Origin of the sequence: Pseudomonas sp. NFACC56-3, from assembly GCF_900100025.1 — a bacterium.
Taxonomy (GTDB): Bacteria; Pseudomonadota; Gammaproteobacteria; order Pseudomonadales; family Pseudomonadaceae; genus Aquipseudomonas; species Aquipseudomonas fluorescens_AA.
In genome coordinates this window covers 119,381-143,532 of record NZ_FMTK01000014.1, presented here as the reverse complement: position 1 = coordinate 143,532, position 24,152 = coordinate 119,381, and the positions used below count along the sequence as shown (strand labels likewise).

Sequence of the window (24,152 nt, the reverse complement as noted above, 5' to 3'; positions counted from 1 at the left end):
GTTAAAAATTCCGTCCCGCTGCGTTGCGCTTCGCCCGGCTGCGTCATAAAAAACCGTTGTCTGGGCCGGTTGCCTCATCCCTGCGCCAGACAGCGACTCACGCCCCTGACGATCATCTCCACTTCCCGCCCATCGATCGTCAGCGGCGGCAGCAGGCGGATGGTCTGGCCCCGGGTGACATTGATCAACAGGCCGTGGTCCCGGGCGGCGCGAAGGGTCAGGTCGCGGACCGGTTGCTTGAGTTCGATGCCGATCATCAAGCCCTGGCCGCGAATCGCCAAGACATTCGGGTTGTCCGCCAGCTCGGTCCGCAGCCGGCTCAGCAATTGTTCGCCCTGGTGCCTGGCGTTATCCACCAGCGCTTGTTCCTCGATGATGTCCAACACTGTGCAACCGACCCGACAGGCCAGCGGATTGCCGCCAAACGTACTGCCATGGCTGCCAGGGGTGAACAGCTCGGCAGCCTTGCCCTGTGCCAGGCAGGCACCGATGGGCACGCCGTTGCCCAGGCCTTTGGCCAGGGTCATGACATCCGGCACGATGCCCTCGTGCTGGAACGCGAACCATTGCCCGGTGCGACCGATGCCGGTCTGGATCTCGTCGAGCATCAACAGCCAGGCGCGCCGACTGCACAACTGCCGCAAGGCCTTGAGGTACCCCGGTGGAGCGAGTTGCACACCGCTCTCACCCTGGATCGGCTCCACCAGCACCGCGACGATGCGTTCGGCATGAGCCTGTTGAATCTGTTCCAGCGCCGCGAGATCGCCGAACGGTACCTTGAGGAAATCACCCGGCAACCGGTTGTAGCCCAGCCGTACGGACGGGCCGTCACTGGCGGACATAGTGCCCAGGGTGCGCCCATGGAACGCGTTGTCCATGACCACCACCAAGGGCTGCTCGATGCCCTTGTGCCAGCCGTAGAGGCGCGCCAGCTTCAGCGCGGTTTCGTTGGCCTCGGCGCCTGAGTTATTGAAAAACGCCCGCTCCATCCCCGACAGTTGGGTGAGCTTTTGCGCCAGGCGTTGCTGCCAATCGATGCTGTACAGGTTGGAGGTGTGCAACAGCAGGCCGGCCTGCTCGCTGATGGCGGCCACCAGCCGCGGGTGGGAATGGCCGACATTGGTCACCGCCACGCCCGCCACCGCATCGAGGTATTCGCGACCGTCCTGGTCCCACAGGCGCGTCCCCAAGCCATGGGTGAAATTCAGCGCCAGGGGTTGATAGGTGGTCATCAGGCAGGCAGCGGTCATGGCATCAAGCTCCATCGGGTGGTTTTTTCCAGTATGGTTAGCCACAAAGGCTGGATAAACACTGCTTTACTTCAATCATTTAAAAGCTGAGCTTGATAATGGACCTGTTCCAGGCGATGACCGTTTACGTGAAGGTGGTAGAAACCGGGAGCCTGACGGCGGCGGCCCAAGCGTGCGAAATGTCCACCACCATGGTGGGCAATCATCTTCGTGCCCTGGAGCAACGCCTCGGCGTACGCCTGATCAACCGTACGACGCGGCGCCAGCGCCTGACAGAATTCGGCTCGGCCTACTACCAGCGCTGCCTGGAAGTACTGGGGCTGGTGGCCGACTCCGAACGCCTGGCCGAACAGACCCAAGGCGAGCCCACCGGCACCCTGCGCATCACCGCACCGCTGACCTTTGGTACCGAACGCCTTTCGCCGGCACTGGCCGAATTCAGCCAGCGCTTCGCCCAGGTCAAGCTCGACGTGGTGCTGACCAACCAGCGCCTGGACCTGCTCGACCATGGCTTCGACGTCGCCATCCGCCTCGGCCATCCCGACCCGAAACTGATTGCCCGTCCGTTGCAGGACTACACCCTGACCATCTGCGCCTCCCCCGCTTACCTGACCCGGCGCGGCACGCCGGAACACCCGGCGGATCTGCAACGACACGACTGCCTGTCGTTTGCTTATTCGGCAGCAGACGAATGGCGCTTCGCCCAGGATCACTGGCCCATCAACGGGCCGGACGGCGAGATCAAGGTTCCGGTGAACGGACCGATGCTGATCAACAGTTCCTCGGGCCTGCATCGCGCCGCCCTGGCCGGGATGGGCGTGGTGATGCTGCCCGACGCCCTGGTGGCCCAGGATCTGAAGGATGGGCACTTGGTGGCGTTGCTGCAGGACTACCAATTGCCCCATCGGCCGATGAGCCTGATGTACGCGCAGGATCGCTACCGTTTGCCGAAACTGCGCAGTTTTGTCGAGTTTGCGCTGGAGAAATGGGGCAAACCCCAACTCCCAACCCAATGATGCTGTGGCGAGGGGGTTTATCCCCTCGCCACAAAAGCGAACCCCGTCTGGACATCCGCCGCTAGTTCCCCACACACCCATCAGCTACTCTTCCTCTTGGACGAGCATTTTGATATCAGGGCCGACGAGGAAACGACGATGGGAGACGCCTCGAACATCGACATGCTGCGGTTCGACCTGTCCGATCTGGACGAAGGCGTACTGCACACCATTCTGGAACTGGTCAGCGACGGCATCTGGGACTGGAATGCCAACACCGGCTTCGTCTACCGCAACCCCGGCTGGTACACGATGCTTGGCTACCTGCCTCATTCACTGGATAACACCGTGCTGACCTGGGAAAACGTGATCCACCCGGAGGATTACCCACGGGTCATGGCGTCGTTCGACGACTACCTGGAACAACGATCCCACCGCTACCAGGCCGAGTACCGTTGCCGCACGTGCGACGGGTCCTACATCTGGATCGAGGATCGCGGCTACGTGATCGCCCGCAACCCGGACGGCACGGTGGCACGCATGATCGGCGCCCATCGCAGTATCGACGACAAGAAGCGTCTGTTCGAACAATTGGAACGGCGTAACAAATCCTTGGAAGCCATCATCGAAGAACGCACCCGCGAACTGTCCCGGGTCAATCATCAGTTGCAACTCCAACTCGACGAGAACCGCAGGCTTGCCGAAACCGATGCCCTGACGCGGGTCGCCAACCGTTATCGCCTGGACCAGGCGCTACCGCTGGCCTGTGAGCGCGCACAGCGTTTCCGCGAGCCGTTGTCGCTGATCGCCATGGACGTCGATGACTTCAAGGACATCAACGATCGCTACGGCCACGCCTTCGGTGACGCAGCACTGGTGCAAGTGGTGCAGAGCGTCAAGCGCTGCGAGCGCGGCAGTGACTTGCTGGTGCGCTGGGGCGGTGACGAATTCATCATGATCTTGCCCAACACCGCCCTGGCCGACGCCCGCCTGCTGGCGGAAAGCATCCGCCATGGCCTGTCCGACCTGCTGCCGGTGGGCGACTTCCAGATCACCATGAGTTTTGGCGTGGTGCAGCGCTTGGAGGATGAACAGCATTCGGCGTTGCTGCACCGGGCGGACCAGGCGCTCTATCGCTCCAAGATGGCGGGCAAGAATGTGATTTGCGAATGAACGGGACGCCGGGCCAAACACAAAAAAGAATGCAGACATGAGGCGTTCGCAGCGGTCATAGGCGGTATACCTTGCGATCAGGCCTGCACCCTTGCCAACTCGACTTCCCTCCTCCTCACGCCTTTACCTGGGCTGCGCCGGCTGGTCGCTGCCCCGGGAGCATTGGCCGGCCTTTACTAGCGACGGGACGCATTTGCAGCGCTACAGCAGCCGGTTCCCCGCCGTGGAGATCAACAGCTCGTTCTACCGCCCGCATCGCCCCGCCACGTACGCGAAGTGGGCCGGCAGCGTTGCCGGGGACTTCCGCTTCTCGGTCAAGGTGCCCAAGCAGATAACTCATGAACGGCGGCTGATCGACTGCGAAGGGCTTGTGGATGAATTCCTCGGGCAATGCTCGCAACTGGGAGAGAAGCTTGGCTGCCTGTTGATTCAGTTGCCACCGTCGCTGGCCTTCGAGGCTGCCGTGGCCGAAGTATTCTTCAAGGCCTTGCGGGACCGTTATCAAGGTCATGCGGTGCTTGAGCCGCGACACCCGAGCTGGCTAGCACCCCAGGCCGCGACGATCCTGCAAGACGCGTGCATCGGCCGCGTCGCCGCCGATCCGTCACCCTTGCCCGGCGGCGATCAACCCGCTGGCTGGCCTGGCATTCGCTACTACCGGCTGCACGGTTCGCCACGGATCTACTACTCGGCCTACCAAGACGCCTGGCTGGAGCGCCTCGCCCGAACCTTGCAAGCCGATCCCGACACGCCGACCTGGTGCATCTTCGACAACACCGCCAGTGGCGCCGCGACCGCCGACGCGTTGCGCTTGATGGACCTGATGCAAGACGCAAAGCCGTCACCGGCAACAAATGGTCAGTTGCTGCCGGTCCGACCGTGACAACACCGCTCGGGTCCAATAGATTAGGCGACCGGAAAAAAGCTCAATGCCTTTCTCGCCTCATCCCGCTAACAGAAGTAGTGAAATTTCAATGTCCGATTCCAACACCGCTGAATCCGTAGTTACCCTGTCGTCCAAAGCGGAATACGAAAACTCCATCAATCTTTCACAGCATCTGCCCCAGGCCAAAACCATCAGCGAAATGGTCCTCGATGCGTTCCAGTCGAACCGCGAAAGCGACCAGATCCGCGAACTGCGCAACGCCATCCGCCAGGCCCACGATGCCTTCGACGACGACAAGGCCTACGAACTGATGGGCCAGCTCAAACAGCTCAAGGACGCCGAAGCCGCCGACTTCGCGGCCCTGGAAGACCTGAGCAGCCGCTTCCCGATCAGCCGCATCCTCTCCAGCTACAAGGACGACCCGTCGTTCCAGGAACTGGTCTATGGCCTGGCCCTGAAAGTGCTGAACCAGACTCACCAGGCCATCAGCAACCCGAGCGGCAGCAAGGGCAAGGCCTCGCGGGCCAAGAAGGAAGCCGAAGTGTTTGTCATCAGCAAGGACGGCATCAGCGTCACCCTGCCCCTGCGCACACCGCGCTCCAAGCCCAACGTCGACCGCGAAGCCTTCGAGTTCCTGGGCTTCAACTTCATAGGCGAAGGCGACGAAGCCGAGTTGGAAAGCGAAACCTTCCTGGACAATGACGGCACCGAACAACCGGCCACCCGCAAAGGCATCGTCACCGCTCTGCAACAGCAGAAAGCCTTCGACGGCTACAGCATCGCCCAGCAATAAGCCTCACCCGAGGCCACTGTGGGAGCGAGCTTGCTCGCGATGAGGCCGGCACATTCAGCACTCATGCAGGCTGAACCACCGCTATCGCGAGCAAGCTCGCTCCCACAGGAACATCGACAGCCCGCAACCCCCATGAAAAAGCCCCGCGCTTCTCTCGAAGGCGGGGCTTTTTCATGGGGGAGGTATGAATGCCTCAAACAGCGCCGAGCCGCTCGACCATGTCTGGAAACTTCTCGACCAGTTTGATCAACAAAGCCGCCTGGGCATTGGGTTTGGATTTTTCCTGCTCCCAGTTCCTAAGGGTGCCAGGACTGGTCCTGATGCTCTTGGCGAAAACGGCTTGAGACATGCGAAGCTTGTCGCGCAATGCCACGATTTCCTGAGCCGACACCTCGGGAACCGGTTTCTCCTCGATCGATAGCTGGCGAAGGGTGATCCTGCCCTCCCTGTGAGCGGCCATCTCCTCGACGCCTTGTATCATCTCGGCAAACAGATCACGTTTTTTCATAAGGTACCTCGCACTTTCAACTCAGCTTCTATGGCGCGCTTGAGCATCTTCTCTTGCTCGGTGGTCAGGTTTTCCAACTCGTCCTTGTCATAAATCGCGAACATCCAGAACTGACGATCACTCATGAGCCAATAGTAGATGACTCGCAGCCCACCTCGCTTCCCTTTGCCGCGACGTTCATCGAACCAGCGCAGCTTACGAAAGCCGCCGGTACGTGGCATGACGTCACCGACCTCTGGATGCCGCAACATATAGGACTGAAGCAGGCGATATTCATCGTCAGCCAGGTAATCGCCAACTGTGGCGGTGAACGTAGTCGTTTCAAAAAATAGGGTACGCATGGCAGAAACTATAGGCAAATTGCTTACAGTTCAACAAACCCTAATCTATTGCGACGAATGACAGCCAATCCACGCCCCTTTATAGACAAAAAGCCCCGCGCTTCTTTCGAAGGCGGGGCTTTTTCATGCAGCGTCTGAAGCTTAAGGCGCGTACGTCAGCAGCAGCTCACTCGGCACTTTGAAGTCCAGGGACATCATGACGCTCAGGGCGGTGATGGTGAAGATCGAGAACACGAACAGCTTGCGTGCCCAGACCGTGTCATCCACCGCCTTGTAGCCGGTCCAGGCCATGTACAGCCAGTACATGCCCATGGCGGCGGCGACGGCGAGGTAGCTCATGCCGGCGTAGCCGCTGAAGGTCAGCATCAAGGTCGCCACCAGGAAGGCCAGGATGTAGAGCAGGATGTGCTTCTTGGCTACCAGAATACCGCGCTTGACCGGCAACACCGGAATCGAGGCCGCCAGGTAGTCGTTGAAGCGGAAGATCGCAATGGCGTAGGAGTGCGGCATCTGCCACAGGCTGAACATCACCAGCAGCGTCAGCGCCGCCATGTCGAAGCTGTTGCTCACCGCCACATAGCCGATCACCGGCGGCATCGCCCCCGACAGGCTGCCCACCAGCGTGCCGTGGACCGACTTGCGCTTGAGGTACAGGCTGTAGAGGCCGACGTAGATGACAAAACCGATCACCGCGAACAACGCCGCCAACGGATTGGCCACCCAGTACAGCAGCGCCACCCCGGCCACGCCCAGCACCGTGGCGAATGCCAGGGCCAGTTGCACCGGAATCAGGCCCTGGACCAGCGCCCGATTCTTGGTGCGTTCCATCTTGATGTCGATGTCGCGGTCGATGCAGTTGTTGAACACGCAACCGGACGCCACCACCAGGGAAGTGCCGATCATCGCCGCCAGGAAGATGGCCAGATCGACATGCCCTTTCGAGGCCAGGAAAAACCCGCCTGCCACAGAAAGCACGTTACCGAAAATGATCCCCGGCTTGGTGATTTGGATAAAGTGCTTCAGGGACATCCGGACTTTCCTCAGTGCGCCATCATGTTGGTGTGGATGCTGAACATGATCCACAACGACAGGCCAACCAGCAGGACAATCACGATCGCGGCAAAGACAAACGCGACCACGTTGTTACGTTGGGCGGCGGAGCGGTCCAGGTGCAGGAAGTACACCAGGTGCACCAATACCTGGACCACGGCGAAGATCAGGATGATCCACAGGGTCAGGCTCTTGGGCAGCGACGGGTACATCACCAGGCCGAACGGGATGACGGTCAGGATCACCGACAGGATGAAACCGATGGCGTAGGACTTGACGCTGCCGTGGCCGGCGTCATGGCCATCATGGGAATGTGCATTAGCCATTTACAGGGTCCCCATCAGATAAACAACGGTGAATACGCAGATCCACACCACGTCCAGGAAGTGCCAGAACAGGCTCAGGCAGCTCAGGCGCGTCTTGTTGGTGGCGGTCAGGCCGTTTTTCTGGACCTGATACATCATGATCGCCATCCAGATCAGGCCGCTGGTCACGTGCAGACCGTGGGTGCCGACCAGGGTGAAGAACCCGGACAGGAAGCCACTGCGGTTAGGACCGTAGCCCTCGGAGATCAACATGTGGAACTCGTTGATCTCCATGCCGATGAAGCCGGCACCGAACAGGAAGGTCATGGCCAGCCAACCCAGTACCTGGGTTTTCTTGCCTTTGAACAACGCCAGCATGGCGAAGCCGTAGGTGATCGAACTGAACAGCAGCAGCGCGGTTTCGCCCAGTACATAAGGCAGTTCGAAGATGTCGTGGCCCGACGGGCCACCGGCGACGTTGTTAACCAGCACCGCGTAGGCCGCGAAGATCGACGCAAACAGAATGCAGTCGGTCATCAGGTAGAGCCAGAAACCGAATACGGTCATCTCGCCCGAGTCGTGGTGATGGTCATCGTGCCCATGGTCATGACCATGGGCGTGTCCAACAGTGGTCACTAAGTTCGACATGGTTTAAGCCTGTTCCAACGAGGTTTCAACACGGGTGGCGGAGGCGGGGACTTTCCCGGCCGCTACCAGGCGCTTGTGCTGCTCGGCTTCGATGCGCTCGATGACATCCACCGGCACCATGTAGCCCTGATCGTCACGGGCAGCATGGATCACGAAATACACCACGGTGCCGACCAGGCTGGCGATGGCCAGCCACCAGATGTGCCAGATCATCGCGAAGCCGAACACGGTCAGCAGCGCACCCATGACCACACCGGTGGCGGTGTTGTTGGGCATGTGGATCGGCTCGTACTTGGCCGGGACCGGATACGCGGTACCGTTTTCCTTGGCTTCGGTGAACGGGTCGATCACGTCCGCTTTCGGCAGCACGGCAAAGTTGTAGAACGGCGGTGGCGAAGAGGTCGACCACTCCAGGGTATGGGCATTCCACGGGTCGCCGTGTTCGCACATGTTCTCTGGCTTGTTGCGGTCGCGCACGCTGACATACAACTGGATCAACTGGCAGGCGATGCCGACAGCGATCATCACCGCACCGAACATGGCGACGTACAGGTATGGCACCCACTCAGGGTTGGTGGTGGTGTTCAGGCGACGGGTCATGCCCATGAAGCCCAGTACGTAGAGCGGCATGAACGCGACGAAGAAGCCGGTGATCCAGAACCAGAACGCTGCCTTGCCCCAGCCTTCGTGCAGCTTGAAGCCGAACGCTTTCGGGAAGTAGAAGGCAAAGCCGGCGATGTAGCCGAACACGGCGCCGCCGATGATCACGTTGTGGAAGTGCGCGATCACGAACAGGCTGTTGTGCAACACGAAGTCAGCACCCGGGATGGCCAGCAGTACGCCGGTCATGCCGCCGATGGCGAAGGTCACCATGAAGCCCAGGGTCCACATCACGTGGCTGGTGAAGCGCAGACGGCCCTGGTAGATGGTGAACAACCAGTTGAACAGCTTCACCCCCGTCGGGATCGAAATCAGCATGGTCGCCAGGCCGAAGAAGGCGTTGACGCTGGCACCCGAACCCATGGTGAAGAAGTGGTGCAGCCAGACCATGAAGCCCAGTACCGAGATCGCGCCGGAAGCGTAGATCATCGAGTGGTGGCCGAACAGTTTCTTGCCCGAGAAGGTCGAGATGACTTCGGAGAAAATCCCGAACGCCGGCAGGATCAGGATGTACACCTCGGGGTGACCCCAGGCCCAGAACAGGTTGACGTACATCATCGGATTTCCACCCAGTTCATTGGTGAAAATGTGGAAATCCATGTAGCGGTCAAGCGTCAGCAAAGCCAGGGTAGCGGTCAGGATCGGGAAGGAAGCGACGATCAGGACGTTGGCCCAGGTGCAGGTCCAGGTGAAGATCGGCATGTCCATCAGCTTCATGCCAGGGGTACGCATTTTCACCACGGTGGCGAGGAAGTTGACCCCCGTCAGCGTTGTCCCCAACCCGGATAGCTGTAGCGCCCAGATGTAGTAATCCATCCCCACGCCCGGACTGTATTGCAAGCCCGACAGCGGCGGATAGGCCACCCAGCCGGTCTTGGCGAATTCGCCAACGCCCAGGGACAGGTTGATCAGCACCACGCCGGACACCAGCAGCCAGAAGCTCAAGGAGTTCAGGAACGGGAAGGCAACGTCACGGGCGCCGATCTGCAGCGGCACCGCAAGGTTCATCAGGCCGGTGAAGAATGGCATCGCCATGAAGATGATCATGATCACACCGTGGGCGGTGAAGATCTGGTCATAGTGTTCAGGCGGCAGGTAGCCAGGCGAACCCTCGGTGGCCATGGCCAGTTGGGTACGCATCATGATGGCGTCGGCAAAACCGCGCAGCAGCATGACCATGGCGACGATGATGTACATCACGCCGATTTTCTTGTGGTCGACCGAGGTCAGCCACTCGGTCCACAGGTAGGTCCACTTCTTGAAATAAGTGATGCCTGCAAACAATGCCAGACCACCGAGCGCGATGATGGCGAGGGTCACCATGACAATCGGCTCGTGGAACGGGATCGCTTCCCAACTTAATTTACCAAACATCGTTTACTCCTCTGCCCCGGCAGCTGAATGCGAGCTCATGTCCATCCCTTCCATGTTGTGAGCCACTTCCTTCTCGTTCTTCTCGTGGTGCATCGGCTTGCCTGGATTCATCCCTTCATATTTGTCGATGATGGTCTGGAACAGGTTCGGCGTAACCGACGAGTAGAGCTCGACTGGGTTGTTCTGGCTCGGTTTGGAAAGGGCTTCGTATTCAGCTTTTTCAAGCTGTTTAGGTGCCTTCTTCACATCGTTGACCCAAGCGTCGAAATCTTCCTGGGTCGTGGCGATTGCTTTGAACTTCATGCCGGTGAAACCCGCGCCGCTGTAGTTGGCGGAGATACCGTCGAGTTCGGCGTTCTGGTTCGCGATCAGGTGCAGCTTGGTCTGCATGCCCGCCATCGCGTAGATCTGGCCGCCCAGGCCCGGGATGAAGAACGAGTTCATCACGGTGTCGGAGGTGACCTTGAAGTTGATCGGCGTGTGGGCCGGGAACACGATCTTGTTGACGGTGGCGATGCCTTGTTCCGGATAGATGAACAGCCATTTCCAGTCCATCGAAACCACTTCAATGGTGATCGGCTTGACGTCCGAATCCAGCGGACGGTACGGATCCAGGGCGTGGGTCGACTTGTAGGTGATGTAACCCAGGGCAATGATGATCAGCACTGGAATCGTCCACACCGCCACTTCGATCTTGGTCGAATGGGACCATTTCGGCGTGTACGTGGCCTTGGTGTTGGTTGCGCGGTACTTCCAGGCGAACAGGAAGGTCATGACGATGACCGGCACGACGACCAGCAACATCAGCAGTGTGGCGGTGATGATCAGGTTTCGTTCATCCAGGCCGACCTGGCCCTTGGGATCGAGCAAGGTCATGTTGCAGCCTCCCAGCAGCAACGTGCCGAGCAGCGGCAACAAGCCTAGTAATCGGGGGTACCTGTTTTTACTCATCTCACGACCTCTAAAGCAGCTTGCGCAATGCAGTTGGGTTTTGATCGCCAACACTTCACCCTGCCAAGGGTTGGCATTTCTTGGATTGAATAAGGGCTGCCCATCGAACGTCAGCGGCTGTTCGACACATCCTGGGCCAGCAGTGAGTTCTTATTCGTTGGTCAAAAGGCCTAGCTCAAGCCCAATTCCATTTGGTGCGGGTAGTTGGAGGCACCGACACCTGGGGTCGCATGGGGCGCTGGCGCCCTTCGACCACTCTCATGCTCAAGTCTGAGCCGGGTCGGAAAATCGGTGCGGGCGATTGTAGTGAGGTGACGCGCTGTAGACCATGTCTCATCCCGAAATAATTTTTATCCGATCCGGCAACAATCTCTTGCCGATATTGCAACGGGCCAGCATGTTATCGAAATTAATTCTCAACAAGAACCCCAAAAAACGTAGGTCTACTACGCCCGATTTAGACAGCTCGAGAGGCTCTTCAAGAGGTTTTTTGCCCGGCAAGCGCCCAGTTTTCGGGGCCTAGGGCGCCTGACGCGCCGCTGTTAAAAATGCCTGCTGCAGGCGATGCGCCCGTTGCGAAACCAGACATTTTTTTGTTACAGGAAAGCGTGTTTTATCCCCCTCGCAAAGGCTGAGCGTCGCAAGATATGTGACAACGTGTCGCACATTGCCGCAGGTCATTCCTGCCTCGGATCAAGGACGCCCCGGCTTGAGCATGAAACGTAAAACGCCCCGGCTCTCCAGGAGAGAACCGGGGCGTTTCATCGAAGCGTTTCAGCCAAGCGGCTTGCGGTTACGCGACACCAGCAACGGCACCAGCACCACCGTCAACACGAAGGCCACCAGCGCCCATTGCGCCAGGGACAGGCCCAGGATCGGTGGGTAGGGGGTAGAGCAAAAGCCATCGACCTGGAAACCCAGCGGGAAGATCTTCGCCAGCGGCAGGTCATCGACAATCGGTTGCAATACGTCGATACCGCAACTGACCGCGGGGAAGAACTGGGTATAGACGTGATGCCCTGCCACACCGGCACCGGCCAGGGCACAGAGCACCACCAGGCCTTCGAAGATCGTCAGGCTGCGGCGGGTGCGCATGGCGGCGCCGATGAAGGCGAAGATCGCGATCAGCAACAACGCATAGCGTTGCAAGATACACAGCGGGCACGGCGCCTCGCCGAGGGCCACCTGCATGTACAGCGCACCGCCGATCAGCGCCAGGCAGATCAGCCCCAGCAGCACCAGATAGCGCCGCTCACGGCCTAACCGCATCATTTCCTCACTCATTGCGTTTCCCTTTGTCTGCATGGATCGACGCGCAGCCTCGCGACACCCGGTGCGCGATCGGATGTAGCGAAGTCTACACGCTGACCATGACAGTGAACGAGCAGCGGGCGTCGACATTGGAGGGGAATAGACCGCAAGAAGGTTAAGCGGGGATTAATTCTGGCAGTTGGACAAGGATGGAACCTGCCGCCGCTATCGCCCTCCCACAGGGAGTTTGCCCTGGTCTGATGGTCAGCGCTGCCCCCTTGTGGGAGCGGGCTTGCTCGCGAAAGCGGTGGGTCAGCTTGCATCAATGTCGGATGTGCCGCCGTCTTCGCGAGCAAGCCCGCTCCCACAAGGGATCTGTGGCGGACGCGGATTTTGTCACCCGCACAGATCCAGGGAGCGAGCCTGATCGCGATGAAGGCGACCCGGTCGCCCGGTTTTGCCGCGACCTTACTCCAGCGCCGCTGCCGGACCGAAGAATTCGTAGCGGCTCTGCCGGTCCGGTACACCCAGGGCCTTGAGGTGGCGTTTGACGGCCCCCATGAAACCCTTCGGCCCAAGGAAATAGGCGTCCAGGTCACGCTGCTCCGGCAGCCATTGCGCCAATTGCTCCTGGCTCAGCAGCCCCACCTTATCCGCCGCCGGGCTCAAGCCGTCGTCTTCGTCGTAGCAGTAGAAGCGCTTGAGTTGCGGATGCCGCTTGGCCAAGTCGTTGATCCAGTCGCGGAAGGCATGGGCGCGGCCGTTGCGTGCACAGTGGATGAAATGCACCGGCCGCTCGGTTTGCAGCGCCGCCTGCAACATGGCCAGGGTCGGCGTGATGCCGACGCCGCCGCTGATCAGCACCAGCGGCTTGTCGCTGGCGGTCAGGTAGAAATCCCCGGACGGCGGGAACAACTGGATTCGATTGCCGACGTCGAAATGATGATGCAGATGGTTCGACACCCGCCCGCCCGGCTCGCGCTTGACGCTGATCCGATACTGACCATTGTCCGCCAGGGCCGACAGCGAATAGTTACGGCGCACTTCCTCGCCATCGAGGATGAGCTTCATGCCGATGTACTGGCCCGGCTCGGCCACCAGGATCGGGCCCTTGTCCGTCGGTTCGAAGTAGAACGAGGTGATCTCCGAGCTTTCCTGGACCTTGGCCGCCAGGATGAACTCACGCTCGCCACGCCAGCCGCCCGGTGCCTCGGCCTTCTTGTCATACATGCCGGCTTCGGCACCGATCAGGATATCGGCCAATTGGTTATAGGCAGCGCCCCACGCCGCAATCACCTCGGGCGTGGCAATCTCTGCGCCCAACACCTCGGCAATGGCTCGCAGCAGGCACGCACCGACAATCGGGTAATGTTCCGGCAGGATCTGCAAGGCCACGTGCTTGTTGACGATTTTCGCCACCAGGTCGCCCAACTGGTCGAGCTGGTCAATGTGCCGCGCATACATCAACACGCCGTTGGCCAGCGCACGGGGTTGATCGCCACTGGCCTGGTGAGCCTGGTTGAACAGGGGGCGCACTTGCGGGTATTCGGACAGCATCATGCGATAGAAGTGAGTGATCAGCGCTTCACCACCGCTTTCAAGCAATGGCACGGTAGAGCGAATGATGGCGCGTTCTGCTTGGCTGAGCATAAGGTGACTCCATGCAAGGACTGAATAACAACTACAGCCTTACCATCAGTTTCCGTGCCATTATTTATTTCGTTATTTTTCAATAGGTTAAATAAAAAGCAGTCATAAAGACACGGAACCTTTTATAGTCTTTCCGACTACATGGAGTCTTTATGACTGCAACCTCTCTACTTACAGCCTTGCTGCCCCTGGTGGCGGACCTGTCCCGCGAACTGCCTGAAGGCGAGCGCTATCGCCGCTTGCTGGGCGCCCTGCGCGCGCTGCTGCCCTGTGACGCAGCCGCGCTGCTACGCCTGGACGGAGACTGCCTCGTGCCCCTGGCGGTGGACGGGTTGAGCACCGATACACTGGGCCGACGCTTCCGGGTCAGCGAACACCCACGCTTCGAAGCGCTGCTGGCGAACCCGCAGCCCACCCGCTTCGCCGCCGACAGCGGCCTGCCCGATCCGTACGACGGGCTGGTCGAGGGGCTGGCCGAGCACTTGGAGGTCCATGACTGCATGGGTTGTCCGCTGTTCGTCGACGAGCGCCCCTGGGGCCTGCTCACCCTGGATTCGCTGGACCCGGAACGCTTCGAACCCATCGACCTGAGCGCCCTGCAAGCCTTCGCCAGCCTCGCCGCCGCCACGGTCAGCGCCGCCGAACGCATCGAGCGCCTGGCCTTGAAGGCCGAGGATGAGCACCGCCGCGCCGAGGTCTATCGCCAGGCCAGCGGCCAGCAACATCGCGACATGGTCGGCCAGAGCAAGGCCCACAAGCGCCTGGTGGAAGAGATCGCGCTGGTGGGCGGCAGCGACCTGACCGTATTGATCACGGGCGAAACCGGCGTGGGCAAGGAACTGGTCGCCCAGGCCATCCATGCCGCGTCGAAACGCGCCGGGCAGCCGCTCATCAGCCTCAACTGCGCCGCCCTGCCGGATACGCTGGTGGAAAGTGAACTCTTCGGCCACGTACGGGGCGCCTTCACCGGGGCGACGAACGACCGGCGCGGCAAATTCGAACTGGCCGACGGCGGCACTTTGTTCCTCGATGAGGTGGGTGAGTTGTCCCTGACGGTCCAGGCCAAGTTGCTGCGGGTGTTGCAAAGCGGCCAACTGCAGCGCCTGGGTTCGGACAAGGAGCACCGGGTCGATGTGCGCCTGATCGCGGCCACCAACCGCGACCTCGCCGAAGAAGTGCGCAACGGCCGTTATCGGGCCGACTTCTATCATCGCTTGAGTGTGTATCCATTGCAGGTACCGGCGCTGCGTGAGCGCGGACGGGACGTACTGCTGCTCAGCGGCTTTTTCCTGGAACAGAATCGTTCACGCATGGGCCTGGGCAGCCTGCGCCTGACCAACGACGCCCAGGCCGCACTGTTGGCCTACGACTGGCCGGGTAACGTACGCGAACTGGAACACCTGATTGGCCGCAGTGCCCTGAAGGCTTTGGGCCGCTGCCCGACGCGCCCGAAAATCCTCAGCCTCAGCGCCCAGGACCTGGATTTGCCCCAAGCCCCTGTGGATAACCCTGCCCCATCGTCCACCGGCCCGGCACCGGCCCTGGTAGGCGTGACGGGAGACATGCGCGAAGCGGTGGATGAATTCCAACGCAAGTTGATCGCCGCCTGCCTGGAGCGGCACCAGCACAACTGGGCCAGCGCCGCCCGGGAGCTGGGGCTGGATCGGGCGAACCTGGGGCGGATGGCCCGGCGGTTGGGGCTAAAGTGATCGGCCGTGCGCTTTCCCGTGGCGAGGGAGCTTGCTCCCGCTGGAGTGCGAAGCACTCCCTATCAGCTGCGGCGCGATGTTGATTGGCGACCGCTGCGCTCGAGCGGGAGCAAGCTCCTTCGCCACAAAATCTCCCCACCACAGGGATCTTGTTACAACGATCCCCGTTGTCGACAGCTTTCGTCCTAAAGCCTGCCCTCGACAAGTCGATAACCCAATATCAAAAGCTGTTTTGGCGATCTTCAGGCTCGCCCCACCTTTTTCCACAGAAGGTTTTTATGTCTTCCAACAAAGCCCGCGCAGATTCACTTTCGCTTCTGCTGTTTACCTTGCGCAGCGGCAAGCTGATGGCGATCAACCTGCTCAAGGTCAGTGAAATCATTCCCTGCCCACCGTTGACCAAACTGCCGGAGTCCCATCCGCACGTCAAAGGCATCGCCACCCTGCGTGGGACGTCATTGTCGGTGATCGACCTGAGCCGCGCCATTGGCGAGCGGCCGCTGGAAGATCCGGACGGCGGGTGCCTGATCGTCACCGACGTGAGCCGCTCCAAACAGGGCCTGCATGTACAGGCGGTGAGCAAGATCGTGCATTGCCTGACCACCGACATCAAACCGCCGCCCTACGGTTCCGGCGGCGTGCGGGCGTTCATCACCGGCGTGACCTCGGTGGACGGCACGCTGGTGCAAGTGCTGGACATCGAAAAGGTCATCCACGGCATCGCACCGGCGCAGATCGAAACCGCGCCGACCGAACTGAGCATGGAAGACGCCGAGGTCCTGGGCAACGCCCGGATCCTGGTGGTCGATGACAGCCAGGTGGCATTGCAGCAATCGGTGCACACCCTGCGCAACCTGGGCCTGCAATGCCACACAGCCCGCAGCGCCAAGGAAGCCATCGACTGTCTGCTGGAACTGCAGGGCACTGCACAGGAGATCAACCTGATCGTTTCCGATATCGAAATGTCGGAAATGGACGGCTACGCCCTCACCCGGACCCTGCGCGAAACGCCGGACTTCGCGCACCTCTACGTGTTGTTGCACACGTCGCTCGACAGCGCCATGAACAGTGAGAAAGCGCGACTGGCCGGCGCGAACGGGGTGCTCACCAAATTCTCGTCGCCCGAATTGACCAAGTGCCTGATCACCGCGGCCAAGGCCGTCGCCGAACAAGGACGCTGACACCCATCCGCGGCAAGTCAGGCCGAACGCCAGGAGGCTGCGATCCTCGCAGCCTCTGAACACTGCTCCGACCTCAGGCATACTCCTGTCCTGGTTCCCTCGAACAAGGACATTGTTGATGAAAACCCCTACGCTGATGCTCCTCGGCCTCACTGCCGCCATGGCCTTTCAGGCCCAGGCTTCCAGCCCCGACGCCTGGGCCGCCTACGACAAAAAAGTGCTCGCCAGTTGCCTGAAGGCCAGCGGCCTTAAAGACCCCGAACCCGTCGGCACCGCCGCGCAATTCGACGACCGGGTGGGCTACACCGCGCTGTTGCTGCAAGGCCAATACCCACAGAAACACATGAAAGGCGCAACCGGCACCGAGTTGTGTCTCTACCGCAAGAAAACCAGGACCGCCTTCGTCACCGAATGGGACTCGATCCGCTCGACCGATGCCCCCCGATAAATGGCGCATAACTTGCTTGGCAGGGCTTATCGCGGCGCTTTTCCGGCGCGGCTTTCAGCCTATTGCCTTCGGTCGATCAATGAACACAACGTTTTCCTGTGTAGGGTGCGGTAAATGCTGTAGCGGCCATCACGTTCCTCTGACCCTCGACGAAGCCAGGATGTGGGCCAATGACGGCGGCCAGGTAATTGTCCTGGTCGAGGCCTTTCTGCCCAATGGCCTCGGTCTTCCGGCGGCGCAACGTGAACATGCCGAACGACGTTCGGCGGTGGTCCGTAGCGGCACGAGCGACGCACGGGTGGCGATCACGTTCGCCGCTTATAACGTGGGTCGTTGCCATAATCTGGACGACGAAAACCTGTGCCGCATCTATGAGCGCAGACCCTTGGTGTGCCGCATTTATCCCATGGAAATCAATCCACACATCCCGCTCGATACCGCCGCCAAGGATTGCCCACCGGAATCGTGGGAAACGGGGCCGCAGTTGATACTGGGCGGTGAATTGGTGGACCAGGAACTGGCCCGCTTGATCGAGCGTTCACGCCATGCCGATCGTGAGGAAATCGCGATCAAGGAACGCATCTGCATGTCCCTGGGCATCCACACGACGGCGTTGAAGGGCGATGGGTTCACGGCCTACCTGCCGAACATGGCTGCGTTTGCCGCCACTATCGACCAAGCCCGCTCGCAGCCGTTGGACCAAGCGGCTGGCGAATGGCAGTTCCACCTGTCCGGCGAGGACGTGGCCAACCAGGTCTCGGCCAGCGGCGCGCGGGTGGTCACTGAAGCACCGGTCACCTACGCCTTCATTTCCCTGCGGGCCGCCTGAGCTTGTAAAGATCCCCCTGTGGGAGCGAGCTTGCTCGCGATGGCGCCGGTCCAGTCACGCGCAATGGATTGGCAGACCGTTATCGCGAGCAAGCTCGCTCCCACAGAAGACTGGCGGCGCTGCGATTACACCTCACCCCTCTCGCCTAACCCGCGCCAGGAATGTTAGCGTGCTTGGTATTCCCTGCAGATGAGCCTTGCACGATGAAAAAAACCGTACTCGCCTTCAGCCGTATCACGCCCCCCATGATCGAACGTCTGCGCCAGGACTTCGACGTGATCGTCCCCAACCCGTCGAACGGCGACATCAACGCGCAGTTCAACGAAGCCTTGCCTCACGTCCACGGGCTGATCGGCGTCGGTCGCAAGCTCGGCCGCGAGCAACTGCAGAGCGCCACGAACCTGCAAGTGGTCTCCAGCGTGTCTGTGGGCTACGACAACTATGACCTGGCCTACTTCAATGAACGCGGGATCATGCTCACCAACACCCCCGACGTGCTCACCGAAAGCACCGCCGACCTGGCCTTCGCCCTGCTGATGAGCAGCGCCCGGCGCGTGGCCGAACTGGACGCCTGGACCAAGGCCGGGCAATGGCAAGCGACGGTCGGCCCGCAGTTGTTCGGCAGCGATGTGCATGGCAAGACCCTGGGCATCGTCGGCATGGGCAACATCGGCGCAGCCATTGCCCGGCGTGGCCGGCTGGGGTTCAACATGTCGATTATCTACAGCGGCAACAGTCGCAAGACCGAGCTGGAAAACCAGTTGGGCGCACAATTTCGCGAATTGGACCAATTGCTGGCCGAAGCCGACTTCGTCTGCCTCGTCGTACCGTTGAGCGAGAAGACCCGCCACCTGATCGGTCAGCGTGAGCTGGGCCTGATGAAGCCGAGTGCCATCCTGGTCAACATTTCCCGTGGCCCTGTGGTAGACGAACCCGCGCTGATCGAAGCGTTGCAGAACAACCGCATCCGCGGTGCCGGGCTGGATGTCTACGAGAAAGAGCCATTGGCCGAATCGCCGCTGTTCCAACTGAAGAACGCCGTGACCCTGCCCCACATTGGCTCGGCGACTCACGAAACCCGTGAGGCCATGGCCAATCTGGCTGTGGATAACTTGCGCAGTGCCTTGTTGGGCGAGCGACCGCAGAACCTGGTCAACCCGCAAGTCTGGAAATAAATCCTCCGCAAAAGCCCTGGGAGAACACACCCGTGGCGAGGGAGCTTGCTGTGGCGAGGGGATTTATCCCCGTTGGGCTGCGCAGCAGCCCCCTGCCGGTTTATCTGACGCATTGCGGTGGCAGGTAGACCTTGGGGTTGCTTCGCAACCCAGCGGGAGCAAGCTCCCTCGCCACGGGATTATCGCCAGACGTTCTGCCTCAGCGGGCACCCAGCGCAACATTCGTCGCCACCGGCCGTGGCTTACGAAACACCAGCACGTTCCCCAGCATCACCAGCACCAGCCCCACCCATGCCGGCACTGTCCACTGGTAGCCCTCGGCAAACGCCGAGACATTCAACGCCACCACCGGAAACAGCACCGTGCAATACGCCGCTCGCTCCGGGCCCATGCGCCCAACCAGTGTCAGATAGGCGGTAAAGCCGATCACCGACCCCGGGATCACCAGATACAACAACGAGCCGATGTAGCGCGTGTTCCACTCCATGTCGAACGGAATGCCCTTGAACACGCACCACACCGCCAGCATCGCCGCGCCATAGGCCATGCCCCAGGCATTGGTGGTCAACGGCTTGAGGCCGGCCTTCTGTTGCAGGCTCGAGAGCATGTTGCCCGCCGAGAAACACAAGGTGCCTAACAGCGCCAACGCCAACCCCAGCAGCGTCTGTGGGCTCGCGCCGTGCCCGGCCAGTTCCGGCCAGAACAGCAACGCCAGCCCCAGCAGTCCCAAGGCACCGCCCAACAGCACGTTACGCGCGATCCGCTGGCCAAAAAATACCCGCGCGTTGAAGGCATTCCAGAGCGTGGCTGTGGAGAACACCACGGCCACCAACCCACTGGGAATCCACTGGCTGGCCGTGAGGAAACACATGAAGTTGATGCAGAACAGGCACAGGCCCTGAGCGATGCAAATCAAATGGCCGCGCCGGTTCATCACTTGCAGGCGTCGGCTGAGCAGCAGCATCGCGAACAGAATCAAGGCCGCGAGGCCAAAGCGATAGACAATCGACACAGGAATGGCGACAACGCCCAGTTGCAGTTTCAGGGCAATCCACGTGGTGCCCCAGATGAGCACGGTGAGCAGGTACAACGAGAGGTTCATGGTGACGACTCCTGGCAATGGCCCACAGTGTCACGCCGTTGGCCACCCCATACTTGCGTAAACTTGCGCTTTTGTCGGTTTACAGGCTGGCATGGGCCGGCCGACGGAGTAGGATTCGAGTCGGAGAGAACCGATCATGTCCACACTGCAAAGCCTGCAAGTCTTTCAAGCCCTCAACAGCTCGCCCAACGCTCGCCTGGAGCACAGCGCCGAGCTCGGGGACGGCTTGGCGGCCGCTTTGTGGAGCAACCATCACGACGCCCAGGACTACGAGGCGCCGACTCACCATACGTTGTCCTGCTACATTGCCGGTGGCACCGGTACGTTTCGCCGCGAACGACCCGAGACCACAGGGGCGCCGGGCAAACTCTGCGTACTGCCCGCCGGACATGAATCGGCCTGGGTCATCAACGGCGACATTCGCCTTGCCCACTTGTATTTCAGCCCTGAGCAATTCGCCCTGGGTTGCATCACGCTGCTGGACCGCGAACCGCGGCAGGTGCAACTGCACGAGGAGACGTTCCTCGACGACCCGCAACAGGCACAACGCTTTCGCCAGTTGATCGCGCTGAACTGGGACGAACCCGCTGAACGCCTGCTGACCACCAGCCTGGCCCATGACCTGCTCAACCACCTGCTGCTCAGCCAGGTCGGCCAGCGCCAGGGGCTTCGCCTCAAAGGCGGCCTGGCGGCTCACCAGCGACGGTTGCTGGTGGATTACGTCGACAGCCACCTGGCAGAGGCTATCAGCCTTGGGCAACTGGCGGCACTGTGCGCATTGTCCGAATACCACTTCGCACGGATGTTCCGCGAAAGCTTCGGGCTGCCGCCCCACCAGTATGTCCTGGCCCGGCGCCTGGCTTGCGCGCGACACTTGCTGCGCACCACCTCACAACCGCTGGGCGAGGTGGCACTGGCCTGCGGATTCGCCAGCGCCAGCCACTTCACCAACCGTTTTCGCCAGACCGTGGGGGCAAGCCCCGGGGAATATCGACAGGCGTTCTTGCGCTAGCCAGACTATCGCCATCGCGAGCAAGCTCGCTCCCACACTGGACTTGGGGCGGTCACAAAATCGCCATTCGACACAAATCCCTTCTGTGGAGCGAGCTTGCTCGCGATGGCGTCAGGACATTCAACAACTTCGCAAGCTGACCCACCGCTTTCGCGAGCAAGCCCCGCACACAGGGGAATAGGATCAATGCGGGAATGGGCTTATTTGCCGCACCGGACCGATAAAAGCAAAACGGGCCTGCGATTGCAGGCCCGTTCGGTGAGTGACTTTAAGCGATCGGGCTCAGCCGTTGAGTGCGGCCCGCTCGTTCTCCAGGAATTCTTCTTCCAATAGCGCATCGGCCAAGGCAACGGATTCGGTCGGTGTCGCAATGGCAGCGCGCTTGCCGCGCAGTTTGCCGAACAGGTGCTCCAAGGCGTTTTCAAGCTTGGTGGCCGCCCCCTCGATCGCCAGTTCCAGCGTATCGGCCTTGTGCGTCACGGAAATCGGCTGGTGGCCTTTAGGCCGCGCCTCAAGCTGGCAACGCAGGTCATGGGGACCCGGCTTGTCGCCGTTCTCGTCCCGCAAATGAACCTCGACCCGTGTCAGATCTTCTTCATAACGTTCGAGCGTGCTTTCAATGGTAGTACGTACCCACTCCTCCAGTCGGATGCTGCTTTGAATATGGTTATCGCTGTTGACTTGGATTTGCATAGTTCATCCCTTATTTCAGCTAGCTCGCCGGGGGCCATCGACGTTGATGCAACGGCCCCTTGAATACAGAGTCGGGCTGGCGAAAGAACAATTCAACCCCTGGAAAAATATAAATATCCATTTGCAAATAAAGTCGGACAACAGGCAAAAGCGCTGTTACTGTCGGGAGTTGCCCCGCCCTGCCCACCCGCCACAAATCGCCTCCCTTCCTGCACCGTCAACGAACATCCGCACGTTATTGCCCCGAAACGGGCAGCCGCATTCCAGAGCGTTCGGCGCCTGGGCGCCGGGATCATTGTCCGACGGTTTTTCCGGCATGCCACTTGCTACTTCTCCGTAGGCGCTGCCGCAGGCTGCGATCTTTCGGTTTGAAGCCTGCCCAGCCCTGGAAAATTTGAGATGAACACGATCATGGAATGGCCGATGGTCCAGTGTTGCGAACTAATTGCGATCACGGCCGGTCAACAACTGCACGTTCAATCAGGCGGTGACGCATCATGGACAACCCTTTTCAGATCATTACCGACGCTTTTGCGCCGCACTATCAAATCAACCTGAGTATCCAGGGCCTGGATGGCAGCATCATGCTGACCCTGTCCAAGAGCGGGCGCATCGTCGCCAAACGCATGATCAGCGCCCAGCAACGCAATGACCCGGAGCGGCTCAAGCGCCTGGTGCAAAGCATTCAGTTCGGCATCGCCATCGAGCAGGGCCACAGCGCCGTGGCCATCCTCGAAGCCATGACCGGCGGCGACAACATCAAGCTGCCACCACCGCATGCACAGGGTTCGGCACCTTCTGCCGCCGGCCTTTAAATCTCACCCTTCTCCACTTCGGCATGTTCGCTGGAACCCGCGCCGACTTTGCGGTGCGGGTGCTCGATCTTCACCGAAGGGAACTGCGACGAAGCGTAGCGCACCACCAGGATCGAAAACGCCAGCAGCAGGATGCCACCGCACAGGTAAATGATCCCCAGGTCGGGCGGGCTGTGGTGGGAAACGTTGGAAATCAGCAACCGCGTCAGCGCGGTGATCGCCACGTAGATCAGAAACCGTACCGGCATATGGTTGGTCTTGAAGTAGATCCCGACCATCGCCCCCAATTCCAGGTAGATGAACAGCAGCAGGATGTCGTCGATCTTGATGTGCCCCGCCTCGATCATCTGCAAGAACTCCATCACCGCCGCCCACGCGGTCACCGCACCAATGGCGAACAGCGCCAGGTAATGGAAGGTCTCGACGAACAGGTTTCCCAGGGACTCGGCCAGTTGATGGACGTTCTGGCGCAGGTTCTCGGCCCAGTTTATTTTCACGATGTAGTTCCTTAGGTCGGCTCGACCGGATGATGCGGGTTGGACGTGACGATTGTTCTGCATGCAGAAAAAAGGCCAGTGACTGAGGGTGAGATGGCGATAGGCTGGTATCCGGCACTTTTGGGAGCTTCATGCAGGCTTAATCGCGAGCAAGCTTTGCTCCCACACGCTTGGCGCTCACATGCCGAAATCGGTCTACATTAAAAAGCCACTATCCAAAGCAACAGGATTCGCTTATCCTTTTGCCTGTATATAAACACAGTAGTCGCAAAGACAAACCAATGTGAAGGCATGTGAGGTGGTGAATGGCCGTCGAAGTGGTATACCGCAGCAGCCGAGATCTGGAGCGCTTGTTCATGGATAAAGCCGAAGCTGACCGTCATGACAAAATGCTGGAGCTCGCCGAATTGCTGGCCGAGGTTTTGCAAAAAGCCGTTCCATCGCTGAGCGAGCAACAGGTGGAAGAAGCCGGGATCTACATGGCGAAGAATCGCGACGTGTTCGCCAAGGCATTCAAGAGCCAGCCGGACGCCTTGTCCGAACTGCTCAACCCGTCGGACGAGTAACCCAAAAAAGATCGCAGCCTTCGGCAGCTCCCACACGGAACAACCGTGTAGGTGCTGCCGAAGGCTGCGATCTTTTTAGTAATAACGACGCGGATCTGATCGCCGACCTGCTGGACCAACCCAACAACGCCGCACGCCTGATAACACCCGATGCCGGGTGATGCGCTTGTGTGGATGCTTTCCGGCCGGATAAGGGCAGCACGCCTGACGCAAGGAATAAAGGCGAGCACAACTGTGGGAGCGAGCTTGCTCGCGATAGCGGTGTGACAGTCGATGAAGACGTTGAATGC

At 60.3% G+C, this 24,152-nt stretch carries 25 protein-coding genes; 12 read left to right on the top strand and 13 right to left on the bottom strand.

Going from position 1 to position 24,152, the window contains the following annotated elements; all coding sequences use genetic code 11:
- Window positions 1-74: 74 nt before the first annotated feature.
- The gene (locus tag BLO80_RS19255) at window positions 75-1,250 is read right to left on the bottom strand and encodes an aspartate aminotransferase family protein (RefSeq protein ID WP_092329504.1); all 1,176 of its coding nucleotides are present in this window, start codon (window positions 1,248-1,250) and stop codon (window positions 75-77) included.
- A 98-nt stretch (window positions 1,251-1,348) separates the two neighbouring features.
- Between BLO80_RS19255 and BLO80_RS19250 the strand changes: the two genes are divergently transcribed.
- The 4 genes from BLO80_RS19250 to BLO80_RS19235 all read left to right on the top strand — a co-directional run bounded on the left by BLO80_RS19250 (window position 1,349) and on the right by BLO80_RS19235 (window position 5,097).
- A complete protein-coding gene (locus BLO80_RS19250) occupies window positions 1,349-2,266 on the top strand; it encodes a LysR family transcriptional regulator (protein ID WP_092329501.1) in 918 nt (305 codons plus the stop codon).
- 138 nt (window positions 2,267-2,404) lie between these two features.
- The gene (locus tag BLO80_RS19245) at window positions 2,405-3,418 is read left to right on the top strand and encodes a sensor domain-containing diguanylate cyclase (protein ID WP_092329499.1); all 1,014 of its coding nucleotides are present in this window, start codon (window positions 2,405-2,407) and stop codon (window positions 3,416-3,418) included.
- A gap of 91 nt (window positions 3,419-3,509) precedes the next feature.
- Window positions 3,510-4,301 (top strand): DUF72 domain-containing protein, encoded by a 792-nt coding sequence (locus tag BLO80_RS19240; RefSeq protein ID WP_092329496.1) that lies wholly within the window; start codon window positions 3,510-3,512, stop codon window positions 4,299-4,301.
- A 91-nt stretch (window positions 4,302-4,392) separates the two neighbouring features.
- Window positions 4,393-5,097, top strand: coding sequence for a hypothetical protein (locus BLO80_RS19235; protein ID WP_092166168.1), 705 nt, complete (start codon window positions 4,393-4,395; stop codon window positions 5,095-5,097).
- Window positions 5,098-5,290: 193 nt separating this feature from the next.
- Here BLO80_RS19235 and BLO80_RS19230 read toward each other — a convergent pair whose 3' ends face one another.
- From BLO80_RS19230 to hmpA, 9 genes are all read right to left on the bottom strand, one after another.
- A complete protein-coding gene (locus BLO80_RS19230) occupies window positions 5,291-5,605 on the bottom strand; it encodes a helix-turn-helix domain-containing protein (RefSeq protein WP_092329493.1) in 315 nt (104 codons plus the stop codon).
- Window positions 5,602-5,946: a toxin gene (locus tag BLO80_RS19225; RefSeq protein ID WP_072409498.1), complete on the bottom strand. Its 345-nt coding sequence runs from the start codon at window positions 5,944-5,946 to the stop codon at window positions 5,602-5,604. Before BLO80_RS19225 ends, BLO80_RS19230 begins: the two co-directional genes overlap by 4 nt.
- A gap of 141 nt (window positions 5,947-6,087) precedes the next feature.
- Window positions 6,088-6,975, bottom strand: a complete 888-nt coding sequence (cyoE, locus tag BLO80_RS19220; RefSeq protein WP_063324463.1) for a heme o synthase — start codon at window positions 6,973-6,975, stop codon at window positions 6,088-6,090.
- 11 nt (window positions 6,976-6,986) lie between these two features.
- Entirely contained in the window at window positions 6,987-7,322 is a 336-nt protein-coding gene (cyoD, locus tag BLO80_RS19215) for a cytochrome o ubiquinol oxidase subunit IV (protein WP_014340102.1), read from the bottom strand.
- On the bottom strand, window positions 7,323-7,949 hold the full coding sequence (locus BLO80_RS19210) for a cytochrome o ubiquinol oxidase subunit III (RefSeq protein ID WP_003205395.1): 627 nt from the start codon (window positions 7,947-7,949) through the stop codon (window positions 7,323-7,325).
- Window positions 7,950-7,952: 3 nt separating this feature from the next.
- The gene (cyoB, locus tag BLO80_RS19205) at window positions 7,953-9,983 is read right to left on the bottom strand and encodes a cytochrome o ubiquinol oxidase subunit I (protein WP_092166162.1); all 2,031 of its coding nucleotides are present in this window, start codon (window positions 9,981-9,983) and stop codon (window positions 7,953-7,955) included.
- A 3-nt stretch (window positions 9,984-9,986) separates the two neighbouring features.
- Entirely contained in the window at window positions 9,987-10,934 is a 948-nt protein-coding gene (gene cyoA, locus BLO80_RS19200) for a ubiquinol oxidase subunit II (RefSeq protein WP_060740731.1), read from the bottom strand.
- Between the two features lie 774 nt (window positions 10,935-11,708).
- Window positions 11,709-12,218, bottom strand: a complete 510-nt coding sequence (locus tag BLO80_RS19190) for a disulfide bond formation protein B (RefSeq protein ID WP_092329490.1) — start codon at window positions 12,216-12,218, stop codon at window positions 11,709-11,711.
- A 435-nt stretch (window positions 12,219-12,653) separates the two neighbouring features.
- Window positions 12,654-13,835, bottom strand: a complete 1,182-nt coding sequence (hmpA, locus tag BLO80_RS19185; protein ID WP_092329487.1) for an NO-inducible flavohemoprotein — start codon at window positions 13,833-13,835, stop codon at window positions 12,654-12,656.
- Window positions 13,836-13,987: 152 nt separating this feature from the next.
- Between hmpA and norR the strand changes: the two genes are divergently transcribed.
- From norR to BLO80_RS19160, 5 genes are all read left to right on the top strand, one after another.
- A complete protein-coding gene (norR, locus tag BLO80_RS19180) occupies window positions 13,988-15,544 on the top strand; it encodes a nitric oxide reductase transcriptional regulator NorR (RefSeq protein ID WP_092329485.1) in 1,557 nt (518 codons plus the stop codon).
- Window positions 15,545-15,822: 278 nt separating this feature from the next.
- Window positions 15,823-16,725, top strand: coding sequence for a chemotaxis protein CheV (locus BLO80_RS19175; protein WP_030139917.1), 903 nt, complete (start codon window positions 15,823-15,825; stop codon window positions 16,723-16,725).
- A 118-nt stretch (window positions 16,726-16,843) separates the two neighbouring features.
- On the top strand, window positions 16,844-17,173 hold the full coding sequence (locus tag BLO80_RS19170) for a hypothetical protein (protein ID WP_092329482.1): 330 nt from the start codon (window positions 16,844-16,846) through the stop codon (window positions 17,171-17,173).
- Window positions 17,174-17,252: 79 nt separating this feature from the next.
- On the top strand, window positions 17,253-18,002 hold the full coding sequence (locus BLO80_RS19165; protein WP_092329480.1) for a YkgJ family cysteine cluster protein: 750 nt from the start codon (window positions 17,253-17,255) through the stop codon (window positions 18,000-18,002).
- 203 nt (window positions 18,003-18,205) lie between these two features.
- Complete coding sequence (locus tag BLO80_RS19160) at window positions 18,206-19,177, top strand: 2-hydroxyacid dehydrogenase (RefSeq protein ID WP_092329477.1); 972 nt, start codon at window positions 18,206-18,208, stop codon at window positions 19,175-19,177.
- A gap of 199 nt (window positions 19,178-19,376) precedes the next feature.
- Here the strand turns inward: BLO80_RS19160 and BLO80_RS19155 are convergent, their stop codons facing one another.
- Window positions 19,377-20,279 (bottom strand): DMT family transporter, encoded by a 903-nt coding sequence (locus BLO80_RS19155; protein WP_092329475.1) that lies wholly within the window; start codon window positions 20,277-20,279, stop codon window positions 19,377-19,379.
- A 136-nt stretch (window positions 20,280-20,415) separates the two neighbouring features.
- Here BLO80_RS19155 and BLO80_RS19150 point away from each other — a divergent pair, with 136 nt between their 5' ends.
- Complete coding sequence (locus tag BLO80_RS19150; protein ID WP_092329472.1) at window positions 20,416-21,291, top strand: helix-turn-helix domain-containing protein; 876 nt, start codon at window positions 20,416-20,418, stop codon at window positions 21,289-21,291.
- 282 nt (window positions 21,292-21,573) lie between these two features.
- Here the strand turns inward: BLO80_RS19150 and BLO80_RS19145 are convergent, their stop codons facing one another.
- A complete protein-coding gene (locus BLO80_RS19145; RefSeq protein WP_060740719.1) occupies window positions 21,574-21,984 on the bottom strand; it encodes an HPF/RaiA family ribosome-associated protein in 411 nt (136 codons plus the stop codon).
- A 497-nt stretch (window positions 21,985-22,481) separates the two neighbouring features.
- Between BLO80_RS19145 and BLO80_RS19140 the strand changes: the two genes are divergently transcribed.
- Window positions 22,482-22,799: a DUF3509 domain-containing protein gene (locus tag BLO80_RS19140; RefSeq protein ID WP_092329469.1), complete on the top strand. Its 318-nt coding sequence runs from the start codon at window positions 22,482-22,484 to the stop codon at window positions 22,797-22,799.
- Here BLO80_RS19140 and BLO80_RS19135 read toward each other — a convergent pair.
- The gene (locus BLO80_RS19135) at window positions 22,796-23,296 is read right to left on the bottom strand and encodes a phosphate-starvation-inducible protein PsiE (protein WP_047699631.1); all 501 of its coding nucleotides are present in this window, start codon (window positions 23,294-23,296) and stop codon (window positions 22,796-22,798) included. The genes BLO80_RS19140 and BLO80_RS19135 overlap by 4 nt on opposite strands.
- 305 nt (window positions 23,297-23,601) lie before the next feature.
- Between BLO80_RS19135 and BLO80_RS19130 the strand changes: the two genes are divergently transcribed.
- Entirely contained in the window at window positions 23,602-23,862 is a 261-nt protein-coding gene (locus BLO80_RS19130) for a YebG family protein (protein WP_003205410.1), read from the top strand.
- Window positions 23,863-24,152 lie beyond the last annotated feature (290 nt).